Source organism: Alcaligenes sp. SMD-FA, from assembly GCF_025960365.1.
Classification (GTDB): Bacteria; Pseudomonadota; Gammaproteobacteria; order Burkholderiales; family Burkholderiaceae_B; genus Alcaligenes; species Alcaligenes aquatilis.
Genome location: NZ_CP110108.1, coordinates 1,139,161 through 1,155,902 on the forward strand (window position 1 = coordinate 1,139,161; position 16,742 = coordinate 1,155,902).

A 16,742-nucleotide genomic window follows, 5' to 3' on the forward strand; every position below is an offset into this window, starting at 1 on the left:
GGTTCAGGCGAGTCACAAAAGCGTCCTTGGTGTTAGCATTGCTGCTCAATTATATGATTTGTCGCCATGCCTGACACAGATACTGAAAAAGATAGTGTTGTTTCTTCCGACGCACTGCGTTTTATCCTTCCCATCACTGCGTCTCCCGATCGTCTGGACAAGACTTTAGCGCGGTTACTGCCTCAGCATTCGCGCAGCCGTCTACAGTCCTGGGTCGAGAGCGGGCATGTTCTCGTCAACGGCCAGGCCGTCAAGGTCAAGCATACGGTTTACCCTGGTGATACCGTGCTGGTCTGGGAGCAACAGGCCCCAGAAGACATGGCTTTTGAGCCCGATGACGTGGACTTCGAGATTGTGGCTCAAAGTGACTCCTGGCTGGTGGTAAACAAGCCAGTCGGTCTGGTCACGCACCCTGGCGCGGGTAACTGGCGCGGCACCTTGCTCAATGGTTTGCTGTTTCGCTTTCCCACTTTGCGACAGGTGCCCCGTGCCGGTGTTGTACACCGGCTGGACAAAGACACTTCCGGCTTGCTGGTGGTGGCTCGCACAGAAGTCGCACAAACTCACTTTGTCCGACAACTGCAAGAGCGTAGCATGGGACGCCAGTATCTGGCGTTGGTCCATGGTGTCTTGCCGGGCCAGGGCTCGGTAGATGAGCCAATTGGACGCGATTTGCGCGTGCCAGTGCGCATGAGCACTGGACCATCCGTTGCCCCCAAGCATGCCGTAACGCATTATCAAATGTTGCGTCAGGGTTATGTGGGTGAAGAAGCGGTCACCGAAGTGGCTTGCCGACTGGAGACAGGGCGTACCCACCAGATTCGTGTCCATCTCAGTTCGATCAAGCATCCCCTGCTGGCCGATACCCTCTATGGTGGCCGCGTGGTTGCGGGGGCACAGCGTCAAATGCTGCATGCGCACGTGCTGGAGTTTGAAGATCCCGATACGGGCGAGCGCCGCAGCTTCTCGGCAGAGCCACCGGCTGATTATCAGTCTGTTGTAGAGTCTATTGAATGGCACACTCAACGTTGATTTCTACGGTTAGCGGCCCCGCACAAGCGGGGCTGCTTTATTTTTGTACGACTCGGGCCGGTGGCGTCAGCCAGGACGAGCGCGACAGCCTGAACCTGGGCTTGAATACCGGCGACGATCCGCAGCGGGTGCAGGTCAATCGGCAACGGCTTGCGGACTTTTTGAGTGCGGAGCCCATCTGGTTGGCACAGGTACATGGTACAGACGTGCTGGATGCGGATCAGGAGGTCCTGCCTGCCGTGCCCAGGCAGTTTGATGCCGCTATCACCACGCGCCGGGATCGCACTTTGGCCATCTTGACGGCGGATTGCCTGCCGGTTGTCATTTGGGATGAGCATGCCCAGGTGCTCGGTGTGGCCCATGCCGGTTGGCGTGGGCTGCAAGCCGGAGTCTTGGAAAATACCTGGCAGGCGATGGCCGCCCGTTGTCCCCAAGCGCAATCCTGGCAAGCCTGGATTGGGCCGGCGATTAGCCAGGAGCACTTCGAGGTCGGGCAGGAGGTCTTTGATGCCTATGTTCTGGACGAGCCTGAATTGGCCGCCTTTTTTATTCGGGGAAAGCGCCCTGGAAAATGGCAGGCGGATTTGCCCGGTATTGCACGCCACCGATTGGAAAAATTGAGCCTCGGAAAAATAACTGTGCATTTAAGTGGCCTGTGCACGTTTCAAGATAATGATTTGTTTTATTCTTATCGGCGCTCGCCCTTGACTGGCCGACAAGCCACGATTGCTCGCCTGAACCCGCGTTAACGGTTTTTTGCTCGTTTTTAAATACCATATGGAATTTTTAATTCCGTCTATTGGCGCGCCAGCCTAATTAATTACCCCAATTGACTGCCTTTGTGACGAACGTCATGCTCTAAGCGTATTTGCAATTCGTTTACAGGTGGCAGATGTCGAGTAATAACAGTGCTTTTCAAGGTTTTGGCAAACCGATGGATGCTACCGGCTGTGCTGAACTCCAGGCTCGTTACATGCAGCAGTGGCAGGAGCTGTGGGACCAGGCCCAACGGGGAGCCTTGCCTGCCCCGCAGGATCGTCGGTTTGCGGATGCCGCCTGGCAGCGTAATCCTACTGCCTTGTTCAATGCCCATGTCTGGCAGCTTAGCGTTCAGGCCATGAACGAGATGCTGGACCTGATGGAGCTGGACACCGCACAGCGGGAGCGTCTGAGCTTTTCCATGATGCAGTGGGCCGAGGCCATGTCGCCCAGCAATTACTTGATGCTCAACCCCCAGGCTCTACAAACCATGATGGACACGGGCGGCCAGTCGGTGCTGGAAGGCATGTCCAACTTTATGGATGACTGGCAAAAGGGGCGCATGACCCAAACGGATGAAAGCCAGTTTCAGTTGGGGCAAAACGTGGGCACCACTGCAGGTGCCGTGGTGTTCCAGAATGATATTTTCCAGCTGATTCAGTACTCACCCACCACCAGCATGGTGCATGCCGTGCCTTTGCTGATCGTGCCCCCGTGTATTAACAAGTTCTACATTCTGGACTTGCAACCCGAGAACTCGTTCGTACGCCATGCCCTGGATCAGGGGCTGACGGTGTATCTGATGTCCTGGCGCAATCCCCAGCCGAACGATGCAGCCCATATCCATGCCCTGAGCTGGCAGGACTATCTGGAGCAAGGCGTGCTGGAGGCGATTCGCGTCAGCCAGGAACTGTCGGGACAGGAAAAAATCAATACGCTGGGCTTTTGTATTGGCGGCACCTTGCTGGCCAGTGCCTTGGCACTGGCGCGCAATAAAGGCCAGGATCCGGCCGCTTCCATGACCTTGTTGACCACCATGTTGGACTTTACTGACGTGGGTATGCTGAACGTCTTCATCGACGAGGCACAGGTCGCGTTTCGGGAGTGGCAGTTGGGGCAGGGCGGTTTGCTCAATGCCCGCGAACTGGCCAGTACCTTTTCTTTCTTGCGCCCCGCCGAGCTGGTTTGGAACTATGTGAACAGCAATTACTTGCAGGGCAAAAAACCGCCTGCATTTGATCTGCTGTACTGGAATTCCGACGGCACCCATTTGCCCGGTCCTTTCTTTACCTGGTATTTGCGTAATACCTATCTGGAAAATCGCCTGATTCAGAAGGGGGGCGTCCCCGTGGGAGAGCACCGTGCCGATCTGAGTCAGCTCGATTTGCCTGTGTACCTGTATGGCTCCAAAGATGACCATATCGTGCCCTGGCAGTCTGCCTATGCGTCCTTGCGGGCATTGCCGGCGGCCCAGCATCGGTTTGTGTTGGGAGCGTCTGGCCATATTGCGGGCGTGATCAATCCGCCTGCCAAGCAGCGTCGTAATTATTGGGTGCTGCAAGACGGCGAGCCGGTCGCCACGCTGGATGCCCAGCAGTATATGGAACGGGCTCAGTCCGTCCCCGGTAGCTGGTGGTCGGACTGGATTGCTTGGCTGGCGCCCTTGTCGGGCTCACGGCGTCGCGCAAAACGTCGATTGGGCCATGCGCGTTATCCCGTGCTGGAAGAGGCGCCCGGCAGTTATGTGAAAGTGCGCGCCAGTTAATTCTTCAGTTTTTCAGGTTTCGGGAGCAGGGTAATCAGCCTGCTTCCTTGATCCCGACGCCAGGCTTTTTCATTGCCCGGGCCGGCACAGGGATTCGAGCGTTGTCACCCCTTTCAGGAGATGGATATGAGCAGCAAAGTAGCTTACGTAACTGGTGGTATGGGAGGGATAGGGACAGTCATTTGTCAGCGCCTGGCCAAAGACGGGTTTACCGTAATTGCAGGTTGTGGCCCCAACCGTGATTTTCAGAAATGGTTGGGCGAGCAAGCCGAGCTGGGCTACACATTTCATGCTTCGGTGGGCAACGTGGCAGACTGGGATTCGACCGTCGAGACCTTTAAAAAAGTATTTGCCGATTTTGGCCGTGTCGATGTGCTGGTCAATAATGCCGGGATTACACGCGACGGAACCTTCCGTAAAATGAGCCAGGAAGATTGGCGCGCAGTGATCGACACCAACCTGAATAGCTTGTTCAACGTGACCAAACAAGTGATTGATGGCATGGTAGAGCGCCAATGGGGCCGCATCATCAACATCAGTTCGGTGAACGGGCAAAAAGGGCAATTTGGCCAGACCAACTACTCGACGGCCAAAGCCGGGATCCACGGCTTTACCATGGCCCTGGCTCAGGAGGTTGCCAATAAGGGGGTGACGGTCAATACTATTTCCCCCGGTTATATTGGTACGGACATGGTCCGCGCGATTCGTCCCGATGTGCTGGAGAAAATCGTGGCTACCATTCCGGTGGGGCGCTTGGGCACGCCCGATGAAATCGGGTCTATGGTCGCTTGGCTGGCCTCGGGTGATTCCGGCTTTGCCACTGGCGCGGATTTCTCCCTGAACGGTGGCTTGCACATGAGCTAAGGCTTGTTGCAGTGCATAGCGCGTGTTTTTGTTTTATTGATTAGGAAGTAAGCACCAGCATGGGATCCCCTCGACTCATCAAGAAATACCCCAATCGTCGCTTGTACGACACACAGGCCAGTGCTTACATCACGATGGTCGATGTCAAGCAACTGGTTCTGTCAGGCGAGGAGTTCGCGGTTGTCGATGCCAAAAGCGGCGAGGACCTGACGCGCAGTATTTTGCTGCAGATCATTCTTGAGGAAGAAAGCGGGGGTATCCCGATGTTTTCCACTCCGGTGCTGATGCAGATCATCCGCTTTTATGGCAATGCCATGCAGGGGGTCATGGGCTCGTATCTGGAAAAAAACATTCAGGCTTTCATGGAGATTCAGGAGCGCATGACCGAACAGTCCAAGGGCGTGTATGGCGGGCAGTTCGGCCCCGAGGCCTGGGCGCAATTCATGAGTCTACAGGCCCCTGTGATGCAAACCGTCATGAACAGCTACATCGACCAAAGCAAGAATCTGTTCGTGCAAATGCAGGACCAGATGCAGGATCAGACTCGGCAGATGTTCTCGGTCTTTCCCTTTGTGCCACCGGGCAAAGACAAGAAAGACTGATTTTTTTAGCCTGCCAGCGTTTTAAACGGGGTATGGCTGCTGAGAGTTTCCTGATAGCGGGCCACATGGCCCGCTTCTTCATGCACAAACGCTTCAATGGCGTGGGCAAAGCGAGGATCTGCAATCCAGTGTGCCGAGCTGGTGGGCGTGGGCAACAAGCCACGCGAGAGCTTGTGCTCGCCTTGAGCGCCACCTTCAAAAACACGCAGTTGCTGTGCAATGCAAAACTGGATTGCCTGGTTGTAGCAGGTCTCAAAGTGCAGGCCAGGCACGTAGCGGGTACAGCCCCAGTAACGTCCATAAAGCGTGTGTCCGTCTTGTAGCGACAGGGCGCAGGCGACTTCTTGTCCATGTTGTTGTGCCAGAATCAATACCAGGGATTCGGGCAACTGCTCGTGCAGGCGGGCAAAGAAATCCCGGTTTAGATAAGGATGTTGCCCGCGCTCTTGGTAGGTGTTGGCGTAGCACTGGTAAAAGTAGTCCAGATTTTGTTCGCTAATTTCTTGACCCTGCTTGTGTTCAAAGGACAGGCCTTGTTCGTAAACCTTGCGGCTGTCCTGTCGCATTTTTTTGCGCTTTTGCTGGGTCAGCGAAGCCAGAAAGTCCTCGTAGCTGGCGTAGTCCTGGTTCTGCCAGTGAAATTGCACATCATGGCGAATCATGAAGCCAGCCTGCTCCAGAGCTTGCCTGTCGTCCGGATTGGGAAAGAGCACATGTACGGAGGACAACTGATTGCTCTGTGTCAGTTGAATCAGTTGTCGGGCCAGCAGAACCCGATCTTCATGAGAGTGAGCCAAAAGACGCGGGCCGCTGACGGGCGTAAAAGGGATGGCGCACAAGAGCTTGGGGTAATAGTCCAGGCCGTGACGTTGATAGGCCTGAGCCCAGCCTTGGTCAAACACATATTCTCCCCGGGAATGGTGTTTCAGATACAGGGGCACGGCGCCACACAGCGTCTGTCCACGATGCATCAACAGGTAATGCGGTGACCAGCCTGTTTGTGGGGTGACGCAGCCAGCGTCGTCCAACGACCTTAGAAAGGCATGGCGGAGCAAGAGGTGATGATCTGATAGCGCATCCCAGCTTGCTGAGTCGAGCTTGTTCAGTTGGGTGCAAAGTGAAAACTGGATCGGTTCAGTGCTGACCATAGCAGTGGGGCCTATCTTGAAACAGGAGTAGGGCATAGGCCCTGACGGCTTTGTATACTAGCCAGCGTTTCATGCAAAGGGAAGGCTTGTTTGGCAGGGTTGCCGGCGCTTGCCCACTACGAGGGGTTCATGAAGAAAAAGATTGCCTTGATGTTGGGCAGCGCGATGGTGCTGGCCAGTTCGGTTCAAGCGGGGCCGGCTTGTGAGTATTTGCGTAATTATGTCGCTTTGCAGCCGCAATCTGGTGATGAGTTGCAGATGCAGGATGAGGATGGAGCTTGTCGAGTTCAGAATGGGCAGTGGTCGGCTGGTTTTTCGTCCATGCTGTTGGCTTTTGACGAGCTGGTGTTGCGCGATGAGGGATTAGCCTCCTATTCTGAGCAGCAAGAGATTCCTGATTCCATGGATTTAAGAATAAGCGGGATCTATGTTCTGACCGGGCTGCTGCCGGGGCAAGATTACATTATGCGTCTACAGGCAAAGCCGATGGATTTCTCCCTTGCCTACAAGTGGGACTCAGCGTCAGCGCAATTGTCTCTGGAGCAAGCGCGATTGCGTAGCCAGCACCTGAGGGAGGTTCGTGTTCAGGCACAGTTTGGTGTTGAGTCTGCAGTAGGGCGCGCCTTGGGGGCAGACGATCTTGAACAGGCGGAGCTTAAAAGCCTGAATCTGTATCTGGATAATCAAAATCTGATCCAGTCCATGGTCATGCCCGCAGTGGTCTTGAGCATGAGTATGCACGAGGACCCGCGCCCCGCTATTGAAAAGGCCTTGTTGGCAGCACGCAGTGCGGTACAACTGATGCCCGATTCGGTGGCGGATCGAGACAGTCGTGATGCCTTGCTGGCATTCATCGCCCAACTGCCCGCACCCCATGGGCGCTTGTCGTTGGAGATGAACATGGATCCCTCCTGGCCAGTGGTACGCCTGGAGCCTGGCGTGTCTGTTGATCAAGCGCGTAAATTATTAGCTGGCCTGAGCTTGCAAGCCAGATTTGATACAGGGCAGGTTCCTGCAGCCTATGTCTGGCTGCGTGATCATTTGCGCTATGGTTTGCATTTGTTCAGCCTTGGCCGAGCAGAGGCATCGAATTAGTTGACGTCAAGCACGGGGTTTTTAGGGGCCGGAGGTTCTCTTCCGGCTTTTGTGATTAGCCGTGTGAGCGCTGTTCAAGCTATAGGTATGGCTTGGGAGGACTGAACGTATCCAGGCCATGTCGCTTAACGTGTCGCAAGCAGCAACGCCTGATAAGGCGAGCACCTGGAGCAGGACAAAAAAAAACCGCCGCATAAGCGACGGTTTTTTAAATTTGGTTGCGGGGGCAGGATTTGAACCTACGACCTTCGGGTTATGAGCCCGACGAGCTACCATGCTGCTCCACCCCGCGTCAGAAAAGTAACTATAACATAGTTTTTGATTATGTACATAGTGTGGCGTGTTTATTTCATTAATATTTGTCGATGGCTACTGGGAAGGGCATGAGGGCAGGATAAAACGGCCCTCAATTTTCTTGCGTCTTGCCGGTCGCAATGGTGTAATACAGACTGTGCTTACAGGTTCAGCCGGACTGGCATTTCTAAAAGCTCAAACGCGCAAGCGGCTCCCTGTATAGCGACCAGCTCGTATTGGCTGGCATCTAGCTGTGATAGCAGTCGGCTCCCCTACTAGGCGGGATGTCCCGGCAAAACGAATTTCTCTGTTTCTGGCTTTGCTTCAGGTTTAGGCAATCGATAACCCCTGCGGTGGTCTGTTGGTGCCTTGATGTTGGTATTCGACACTATAGACCTGCATTGCCCCGATCAGTTATTGCCCCAAATGTTGTTGTGCTGTTTTCGCGCCCTGTAAATCTCAGAAGCGCCAATTCAAATCCAGTCCGATAGGGCTTGCGGACATACTCATCATCAGCATGTGTGCTTACACAAATTTTTTAATTGCGTTTAATGCTGCTGTTTCTGGCGTTGGCCAGGGCGGTGTGTTTGCGTGCGCGTCCGCTCCGGTACAAAGCTCGGTGGCGAGTCGGATGCATGCAGTGCTTGTGATTTTTGCTACGGTGTTGAAGGCTGGTCTGCGTGTTCTGGCGCTGGACTGCGCCGAGCGCAAGATTGAAGATCAAAACGGCGGGCAACAAAAAAGCCAGCGCGAATTGGCTGGCTTGTTTGATTCTGCTAAGCAGTTCCGGATGATGGTTGCGGGGGCAGGATTTGAACCTACGACCTTCGGGTTATGAGCCCGACGAGCTACCATGCTGCTCCACCCCGCGCCGGAAAAGATGAATACTAACATGGAATTTTTGTTTTATGCAAGTATCGCCAGAAAGTGAGGCTTCCCAGTAGTGACTGAAAGTGAAATAATCCGAGTCCTGGAGACGGCTTTGCTGTGTGCGCAGCAGCCCATGAACAGCGCCGAGTTGCGCAAAATGTTTGTCTCCCCGCCGCTGAGCGCGGATGATCTGCGCCGTTATCTGGCTATCTTGCAACTGGATTGGAAAGAGCGTGGCCTGGAATTGGTTCAGGTTGCCTCGGGTTGGCGCTTTCAAAGTCGCCCGGCCATGCAAGTATTTTTGTCCCGTCTTAGTCTGGAGCGCGCGCCCAAGTATTCGCGGGCCGTGCTGGAAACCTTGGCGATTATTGCTTGGCGGCAACCTGTTACCCGTGGGGACATTGAGGACATACGTGGTGTTAGTGTGTCGACTCAAATTGTGCGTACCCTGGAAGATCGGGGCTGGATTGAAGTTCTTGGCTATCGTGACGCACCCGGACGCCCGGCATTGCTGGGAACGACCCGTCAGTTTTTGAATGATCTAGGGCTGCGTTCTTTGGATGAGTTGCCCGCAGTTGAAGCTCTGGATTCCCTGGATGTGCTGTCGTCCTTGCCCAGCGAGCAAGCGGCTGCGTCGGCAGAGCAGGGTAATGCATCGGATCAAGGGCTGGGTCATCAGCAGGGTGAAGATCATCAGGATCAGAGCCGGGAGCAGGCGGCACAGCAGGCTGCAGAGCAAGCGTTTGCATCTGTGGCAACGCAGCAGGCTGGTTCTGAGGCAGGGCAAGAAATAGAACAAGAAGCAGAACAAGACGCTGCTTTGGAAGTGGGCATGGAGCCGCTGCAGGCTTCTGTTGCTCAGCTTGAGCTGGGGTCCGAAGCGGATTCCAAGTCAGGCAGTCAGGACAATTTGCTTGGGGCAGTTTCAGAAGCGGAGCTGCCACAAACTGAACAAGCTGAAGTGAATACGACACCGGACCCCGTGGATGAGGCCCAGGCTGCGGCTGGCCTATCGGATGTACAGGTACCGGATGAAATAAAAAACTCTGGAGTAAATGATTAAAAATGACTGATTCGCACGAGACGAACACAGCCTCTACGTCGGACGCCTCAGGCGCGGCCGACCCCAAGAATCCCCGCGCGAAAGGCCAAGGGCGTAAGTTGCGCACCCCGTTTCGCCGCCGTCGTGGCGATGCTGCACAAGAGTCGGCCCCTCGCCAGAATGAACAGGCTTTGGCGACCGCTCCTGACGAGGCCAAAGCCCGTCCGGCCCGCCCACAGAATAATCGACGCAAACCTGCGCCGGCGGGTCGTCGCCAAGATGCACGCGGTGGTGCCGGCAAGCGCCCCGGCAGCGCTCAGGATGCTCGCTATTCAAACGCGGCTGACGAGGCACCGGTTGTGATTCTGGATGGTGATGATGACATCGCATTCAGCCACCTGGACAAGCAAAATCGTCTGTCGCAGCGTCTGGGTAAATACATGGGTAGCGATTTGGTGCAGCCCAAATTGCACAAAGTGCTGGCTGAGGCTGGTATTGGTTCGCGCCGCGATATGGAGGAGCTGATTGTTGCGGGCCGTGTCTCTGTCAATGGCGAACCTGCTCATATCGGGCAACGTGTCAGCGCAGACGACAAGGTGCGTATTAATGGTCAGTTGATCAATCGTGCCAACACCAAGCGCCCCCCACGCGTGATTCTGTATCACAAGCCTGCTGGGGAAATCGTGACGCACGATGATCCCGAAGGTCGCGCCACGGTGTTCGGTCGCCTGCCGTCTCTGAAAGTGGGCAAGTGGTTGTCCGTCGGTCGTCTGGATCTGAATACTGAGGGTTTGTTGATTTTTACTACCTCGGGCGATATTGCTAACCGCATGATGCATCCACGCTACGGCGCCGAACGTGAATACGCAGTACGTGTTCTGGGCGAACTCAGCGAAGAGCAAATGCAGTCCATGCGCGATGGCGTGCAGTTGGAAGACGGCGTGGCCAAGTTCGGCCTGATCGAGTTCCTGGGAGGCGAGGGCAGCAATCGTTGGTATCGCGTCACGATCCACGAAGGTCGTAACCGCGAAGTGCGTCGTATGTTTGAGGCGATGGGTGTGACGGTTAGCCGTTTGATCCGGACACGTTTTGGTGATGTGGGCCTGCCTAAGAACTTGCGCCGTGGTCGTTGGGAGGAGTTGGACGCTGATGTGGTGATGGCATTTATGCTGCGTCTGGGTTTGGTGAAAGAATCGGATGACGAGGGTGGTCACCAGCGTCGCGAACGCCAGCCTCTGTCTCATGACAGTGCCTTGCCCCCCGGCTTCGGTACGCTGGAGCATAACGGCCTGAGCGGTGCTCGCATGGGCCGTGGTGGTCGTGTGGCAGGTCGCGGTCGCTCCTCGAACAATGTACGTGTGAATGAGTCCGTCAGCGGCGCCTTGTTCATCAGCGGTGGTTTGGCCAATGGTCATCCCGATGGTGGTCGTCGTGAGCACGGTGGTCAAGGGCGTGGTACTGCGCGCAGCGGGCAGGGTGTTCGTGGTCAGCAGCGCGGTCGTTCGGCAGAAGGGCGCTCTTCAGAGGGGCGTGCACACGAAGGCCGCGGTCGCGAGGGGCGTTCGCAGGAAGGTGCGCGCGTACACAATGGCCGCCGCCCAGCGCGTGGCGATCAGGCGCGCGGTGAACCGGGGCGTAATGAGCAAGCCCGTGGCCAGGCTCGCGGAGCCCAGGAAGGACGTGCGCCTTCGGCCCGCCGCAGTACTTCCGATCGCGCCGGTGCCGGGCAAGCGCCTAAGGCACATGTGAAGAAAACAACAGTGGTGCGCCGTGTCAGCCGTCGTGATGATGACTGGCAGCCAGCCGGCTCGGCCGCTCATGAGTCCCACCTGGGACGCGGGCGTCGGTAAAGCCAAGTCGCGCGGACTTTGAGTTTGTGGCCCAAACCCTGCGGTTTGGGCCTGTAAGGCCGTGTGAATGCACGTATTTTCCGGTTTTCTGGTAGAATATAGAACTTGGCTCAGAGACGTTTGTGTCGGCTGGGTCTTTTTTGATGCTGCGCGCCAGCGAATAGGGCGGTCTTTCAAAGAAAAGACCGCGTGGATCATCCGGTTCGGTTGCGCCTGCAACTATCCCGAGTTTGACGTTGGCAATGCGCAAGACCAGGGCCCGCTTGACCCTCAAGTGAGCATGGTGACCATGGGCTGGCGTACAGCCCATTTTTTTTGGATTTTATGGCAGACATTCTGGCTTTGGCACAAGAGACCCTGGCGGGTACCGAGTACGAACTGGTGGACGTGGAGCGTGCGCCGCTAGGCTTGTTACGCATCGTCATTGATCACCCGGAAGGGGTGCGTATCGAACACTGTGAATGGGTGTCTAAACAATTATCGCGCGTTTTCGAAGTGGAAAACGTGGACTATAACCGCATGGAAGTGACTTCGCCGGGGATAGATCGCCCCTTGCTGCGCATTGGTGATTACGTGCGTTTTGCGGGCAGTCGGGTGCAGGTGCGCCTGCACGAAGCACTCGATAATCGGAAAGTGTTTGTGGGTACGCTCCACGCTCCTGAAGGGGCGCTACCGACTAGTGTTCCGCTGGATACCGTTTTTAGGCTGGAACTGGACGAAGCATCGGGCAAGCTGACGCAGGTCGAATTCACCTATGACCAGGTGGATCGTGCCAAATTGGATCCCGTTCTTGATTTCAAGGGTAAGAAGCGATGAGTCGCGAAATTCTATTGCTGGTCGATGCGCTGGCGCGTGAAAAATCCGTAGCGCGTGATGTCGTGTTCACCGCGCTCGAAAGCGCCCTGGCCTCGGCCATGAAAAAGCGCTTCAAAGAGGATGTCGATATCCGTGTGGAAATCGACAGGGAGACCGGCGCCCACGAAGGGTTCCGGCGTTGGTTGGTCGTGCCCGACGAGGCCGGCCTGCAAGAGCCCGATAAACAGGAAATGTTGTCGGACGCCCAGGAAATCGATCCCGAGCTGCAAGTGGACGATTACATCGAAGAGCCGCTCGAACCTATCGAGTTCGGTCGTATCGGTGCCCAGGCGGCCAAACAGGCCATTTTGCAAAAAATCCGCGACGCCGAGCGCGAGCAGGTTCTGAACGACTTCCTGGAGCGCGGTGAAACGATTGTTTCCGGTACGGTCAAGCGCATGGATAAGGGCGATGCCATTATCGAAATGGGCAAGATCGAGGCGCGTTTGCCTCGTTCGGAAATGATCCCCAAGGAAAATATCCGTGTGGGCGATCGCGTTCGTGCCTGGGTACAGAAAGTGGATTACGCCGCTCGTGGCCAACAGGTCATCTTGTCGCGTACCGCTCCTGACTTTATTAAAGAACTGTTCGAGAACGAAGTACCCGAGATCGAACAGGGTCTGCTGGAAATCAAGGCCGCTGCCCGTGATGCGGGTGTGCGTGCCAAGATCGCCGTTATTGCTTACGACAAGCGTATCGATCCTATCGGTACTTGCGTGGGCATGCGAGGTTCGCGCGTTACTGCCGTGCGTAACGAGCTGGGCGGCGAACAGGTCGATATCGTGTTGTGGGCCGATGATCCGGCCGAGTTTGTGATCGGTGCCTTGGCCCCGGCACATGTCGAATCCATTTTGGTGGACGAAGACAAACACGCCATGGACGTGGTGGTAGACGAAGAAAATCTGCCCAAGGCGATTGGTTCGCGTGGTCAGAACGTGCGTCTGGCATCGGAGTTGACCGGCTGGCAGATCAACATCATGACACCGGAAGAAAGCCGCAACCGACAGGATGAAGAGCGCGAAGAATTGCGCGCCATGTTCATGTCCCGTCTGGATGTGGACGAAGCCGTGGCCGATATTCTGATCGACGAAGGGTTTACCGGTTTGGAGGAAATCGCTTACGTGCCTATGCAGGAATTGCAGGATATCGAGGCCTTTGACGAGGAAACCGTCAACGAGCTGCGTGCCCGCGCCCGCAATGCACTGCTGAGCGAGGCCATTGCCAAGGAAGAATTGGTACAGACCGCGGTCAAGGAACTGGCAGGAATCGAGGGCATGACGCCCGAGCTGATCGCCGTACTGGCTGAAAACGAGATTACAACGCTGGATGAACTGGCGGAACTGGCAACGGACGAACTGTCCGAGATGACCGGCCTGGCGCAAGATGCAGCCAGCGACCTGATCATGCGTGCCCGTGCCCACTGGTTTGACGACGAGGCCTGATATGTCTAGCTAGGTCCCGCGCGTTGTATTCATTAAGAATAGTTGTAGTAAAGCAAGAGAGAGTCGAATGTCGAGTAACACTGTCGCCCAGTTCGCTCAAGAACTGAAAATGCCTGCGAATGTTCTGCTGGAGCAGTTGCGTAGCGCAGGTATTGAGCTCAAATCAGTTGATGACGCCATCACTGATTCGGATAAGGCGAAGCTGCTTGAATCGTTGCGCCGCTCGCACGGCAGTCAGGAAGGTCAGAAGATCACCCTGACTCGTCGTCAAACATCGGAGATCCGTCAGGATGACGGGTCGGGTCGTTCCCGCACGATTCAGGTGGAAACACGCAAAAAACGTGTGTTTGTAAAGCGTGATCCCTCCGAGCTGGTGGCAGAAGCCAATGCGGCATTGGCACAGGAAAATGCAAAGGAGCAAGCTGCTCAGGCCCAAGCGGCCAGTCAGGAAAAGCCGGCTGTTGAACAGGCGCCCGCCGCGCCTGTCAGCGAGCCCGTGGCTCCTGTGGTCGCCGCTCCCGAGACCCCTGTGCAAGAGCAAGCCCCTGTCGAGTCCAAGCCTGAGCCCAAGCCAGAGCCTGAGCCCGAGGTGGTCGCCGCTCTTGAGCCGACTCCTGTTGTTGAGCCCGCGCCCGAACCTGCTGCTCCTGCAGAGCCCGTTGTGGCTGCGCAGGAAAACCCAAGCCAACCCGAGCCCCAGCCTCAGGAACACGCCCCTGCGGCATCGGAACCCTCCGAAGCCGCTGTAGAGCCTGTTCAGGAAAGGGTCGAATCGGCTCCCTCTCCTACGGCCCAAGAAAAGCCTGTGGAACCTACTAAATCTGTGAACGACGCCCGTCAAGCTAACTCTGTGAATAAAAATCAGCACCCTCAAGGGACAAAAACGCCCACTTCGACTGGAAAACCTCGGGATATGGCTACCAATAGCCAGCGCCGTGCCGTGCGTGGCCCGGTGATTCCTCCTGTTGCCGCCGATGTGGAGCAAGACCAGGATCGTGATCGCGCCCGTAAGGCAGCAGAGGCGGAAGCCGCTGCGTTGCGCGATATGTTGAACCGTCCTCGTAAAGTCTTGCGTGCTCCCGAGCCAGAGGCTGATAGCAAGGCAGGTGCCAAGGGCGCTCAGAAAAAAGAGGTCAAAGGCGCCAAGGCTGAGAAGGTTCCAGGCAAACCCGTCAAGACTGACAGTACGCCTGGCTGGACCAGCGATGCCAGCCGTAAGAAGCAGCCTTCCAAGGCTGATGTGGCCTCCGCCGGTGCCGGTGGTGGTCGTGAAGGCTGGAAAGCCAACGCCAAGGCAGGCCGTGGCAAGGGTGGCCGTGGTGGCCGCAATGCTCAGGCCGAGCGTCGCGAACCACAAGTGGCAGAATTCATTGCCCGTGAAGTACACGTGCCTGAAACCATTTCGGTCAGCGACCTGGCTCACCGTATGGCCGTCAAGGCAGCCGAGGTGATCAAGCACCTGATGAAACTGGGTCAGATGGTCACCATCAACCAGGTGCTGGATCAGGAAACGGCCATGATTTTGGTCGAAGAGCTGGGTCACAAGGCCATTGCCGCCAAGCTGGACGATCCTGAAGCCTTCCTGGTGGATACGGATGCCCAAAACGATGCTGAACTGAAGCCTCGTGCTCCAGTGGTAACCGTGATGGGTCACGTTGACCACGGTAAAACGTCGCTGCTGGACTACATCCGTCGCGCCAAGATCGCGTCGGGCGAAGCCGGTGGTATTACGCAGCACATCGGTGCTTACAACGTGAAAACGGATCGCGGCACTGCCACTTTCCTGGATACCCCCGGTCACGAAGCCTTTACGGCCATGCGTGCTCGCGGTACCAAGGCTACGGACATCGTGATTTTGGTGGTGGCTGCAGATGACGGCGTGATGCCTCAGACTCGTGAAGCCATTCACCACGCTCGCGCCGCTGGCGTGCCACTGGTGGTGGCGATCAACAAGATCGACAAGCCCGAAGCTAACCCAGAGCGCGTCAAGCAAGAGCTGGTAGCCGAGGAAGTGGTGCCCGAAGAATACGGTGGCGATGTGCCCTTTATTCCTGTGTCGGCCAAGAGCGGCCAGGGCATCGACGAGTTGCTGGAAAACGTCCTGTTGCAAGCGGAAATGCTGGAGTTGAAGGCTCCGATTGATGCGCCTGCCAAGGGTACAGTGATCGAGGCCCGTCTGGACAAGGGTCGCGGTCCAGTGGCCACCATTCTGGTGCAAAGCGGTACCTTGAACCGCGGTGACAGCGTACTGGTTGGCGCTTCCTTTGGTCGCGTTCGCGCCATGTTGAACGAAACCGGCAAGTCGCTGAACTCGGCTGGCCCATCGATTCCAGTGGAAATCCAGGGTCTGACCGAAGTGCCAGCAGCGGGTGACGAACTGGTTGTGATGGCTGACGAGCGTAAGGCCCGTGAGATCGCCCTGTTCCGTCAAGGCAAGTTCCGTGATGTGAAACTGTCGCGTCAACAGGCCGCCAAGCTGGAGTCCATGTTCGACAACCTGGGTGAAGGTACGCAAACCCTGTCGCTGATCATCAAAACCGACGTGCAAGGTTCGCAAGAAGCTCTGGTGCAGTCGCTGGTCAAGTTGTCTACCGACGAAGTGCGCGTGGTGGTGGTACACGCGGCTGTGGGTGGCATCTCTGAGAGCGACGTCAACCTGGCTATTGCATCGAACGCGGTGGTAATCGGCTTTAACGTCCGTGCCGAGCAAAGCGCCAAGAAACTGGCCGAAGCCAACGGCATTGATCTGCGTTACTACAACATCATTTACGATGCGGTGGACGAGGTCAAAGCGGCTCTGTCCGGCATGCTGGCTCCCGAGCAGCGCGAAGAAGTCATCGGCATGGTTGAAATTCGCGAAGTCTACAACGTGTCACGCATTGGTAACATCGCCGGGTGTATGGTTACCGAAGGCGTGGTCCGTCGCGACTCGCAAGTTCGCTTGCTGCGCAACAACGTGGTGCATTGGAGTGGCTACCTGGATTCCCTGCGCCGCTTCAAGGACGATGTCAAGGAAGTGCGTTCCGGCTTCGATTGCGGTATCACACTGCGTGGCAACAACGACATCCAAGTGGGCGACCAGCTTGAGATCTTCGAGATCAAAGAGATCGCCCGGACACTGTAA

Annotated in this window: 12 protein-coding genes and 2 tRNA genes; 11 read left to right on the top strand and 3 right to left on the bottom strand. The window is 56.3% G+C overall.

Features of this window, described 5'->3' with window-relative positions; genetic code table 11:
- Positions 1-66: 66 nt before the first annotated feature.
- The 5 genes from OKX01_RS05230 (at position 67) to phaR (ending at position 5,022) form a co-directional block, all read left to right on the top strand.
- Positions 67-1,032 (top strand): RluA family pseudouridine synthase, encoded by a 966-nt coding sequence (locus tag OKX01_RS05230; protein ID WP_125276929.1) that lies wholly within the window; start codon positions 67-69, stop codon positions 1,030-1,032.
- Positions 1,014-1,781 carry a peptidoglycan editing factor PgeF gene (gene pgeF, locus OKX01_RS05235; protein WP_230019156.1) on the top strand — a complete coding sequence of 256 codons (768 nt, stop codon included), beginning with the start codon at positions 1,014-1,016 and terminating at the stop codon, positions 1,779-1,781. The genes OKX01_RS05230 and pgeF overlap by 19 nt, the downstream gene beginning before the upstream one ends.
- A gap of 143 nt (positions 1,782-1,924) precedes the next feature.
- On the top strand, positions 1,925-3,556 hold the full coding sequence (locus OKX01_RS05240) for a PHA/PHB synthase family protein (protein WP_108727909.1): 1,632 nt from the start codon (positions 1,925-1,927) through the stop codon (positions 3,554-3,556).
- A gap of 126 nt (positions 3,557-3,682) precedes the next feature.
- Complete coding sequence (gene phbB / locus OKX01_RS05245; protein ID WP_009457629.1) at positions 3,683-4,420, top strand: acetoacetyl-CoA reductase; 738 nt, start codon at positions 3,683-3,685, stop codon at positions 4,418-4,420.
- A 59-nt stretch (positions 4,421-4,479) separates the two neighbouring features.
- A complete protein-coding gene (phaR, locus tag OKX01_RS05250) occupies positions 4,480-5,022 on the top strand; it encodes a polyhydroxyalkanoate synthesis repressor PhaR (protein WP_094195972.1) in 543 nt (180 codons plus the stop codon).
- A 5-nt stretch (positions 5,023-5,027) separates the two neighbouring features.
- On the opposite strand, the gene OKX01_RS05255 is transcribed toward phaR, so the two are convergent.
- Positions 5,028-6,170 (bottom strand): GNAT family N-acetyltransferase, encoded by a 1,143-nt coding sequence (locus OKX01_RS05255; RefSeq protein ID WP_264672580.1) that lies wholly within the window; start codon positions 6,168-6,170, stop codon positions 5,028-5,030.
- 129 nt (positions 6,171-6,299) lie between these two features.
- Between OKX01_RS05255 and OKX01_RS05260 the strand changes: the two genes are divergently transcribed.
- Complete coding sequence (locus tag OKX01_RS05260; protein ID WP_108727908.1) at positions 6,300-7,265, top strand: hypothetical protein; 966 nt, start codon at positions 6,300-6,302, stop codon at positions 7,263-7,265.
- Between the two features lie 215 nt (positions 7,266-7,480).
- Here the strand turns inward: OKX01_RS05260 and OKX01_RS05265 are convergent.
- Both OKX01_RS05265 and OKX01_RS05270 read right to left on the bottom strand, forming a co-directional pair.
- Positions 7,481-7,557 (bottom strand) — tRNA-Met (locus tag OKX01_RS05265).
- A gap of 796 nt (positions 7,558-8,353) precedes the next feature.
- Positions 8,354-8,430 (bottom strand) — tRNA-Met (locus tag OKX01_RS05270).
- A 132-nt stretch (positions 8,431-8,562) separates the two neighbouring features.
- On the opposite strand from OKX01_RS05270, the gene scpB reads away from it, so the two are divergent.
- The 5 genes from scpB to infB all read left to right on the top strand — a co-directional run bounded on the left by scpB (position 8,563) and on the right by infB (position 16,742).
- Positions 8,563-9,492, top strand: coding sequence for an SMC-Scp complex subunit ScpB (scpB, locus tag OKX01_RS05275; protein ID WP_230019160.1), 930 nt, complete (start codon positions 8,563-8,565; stop codon positions 9,490-9,492).
- A gap of 2 nt (positions 9,493-9,494) precedes the next feature.
- A complete protein-coding gene (gene rluB / locus OKX01_RS05280) occupies positions 9,495-11,321 on the top strand; it encodes a 23S rRNA pseudouridine(2605) synthase RluB (protein ID WP_264672581.1) in 1,827 nt (608 codons plus the stop codon).
- Between the two features lie 324 nt (positions 11,322-11,645).
- Positions 11,646-12,137, top strand: coding sequence for a ribosome maturation factor RimP (rimP, locus tag OKX01_RS05285; RefSeq protein ID WP_094195988.1), 492 nt, complete (start codon positions 11,646-11,648; stop codon positions 12,135-12,137).
- The gene (gene nusA / locus OKX01_RS05290) at positions 12,134-13,618 is read left to right on the top strand and encodes a transcription termination factor NusA (RefSeq protein WP_108727906.1); all 1,485 of its coding nucleotides are present in this window, start codon (positions 12,134-12,136) and stop codon (positions 13,616-13,618) included. Before rimP ends, nusA begins: the two co-directional genes overlap by 4 nt.
- Positions 13,619-13,685: 67 nt before the next feature.
- Positions 13,686-16,742, top strand: coding sequence for a translation initiation factor IF-2 (gene infB / locus OKX01_RS05295; protein WP_264672582.1), 3,057 nt, complete (start codon positions 13,686-13,688; stop codon positions 16,740-16,742).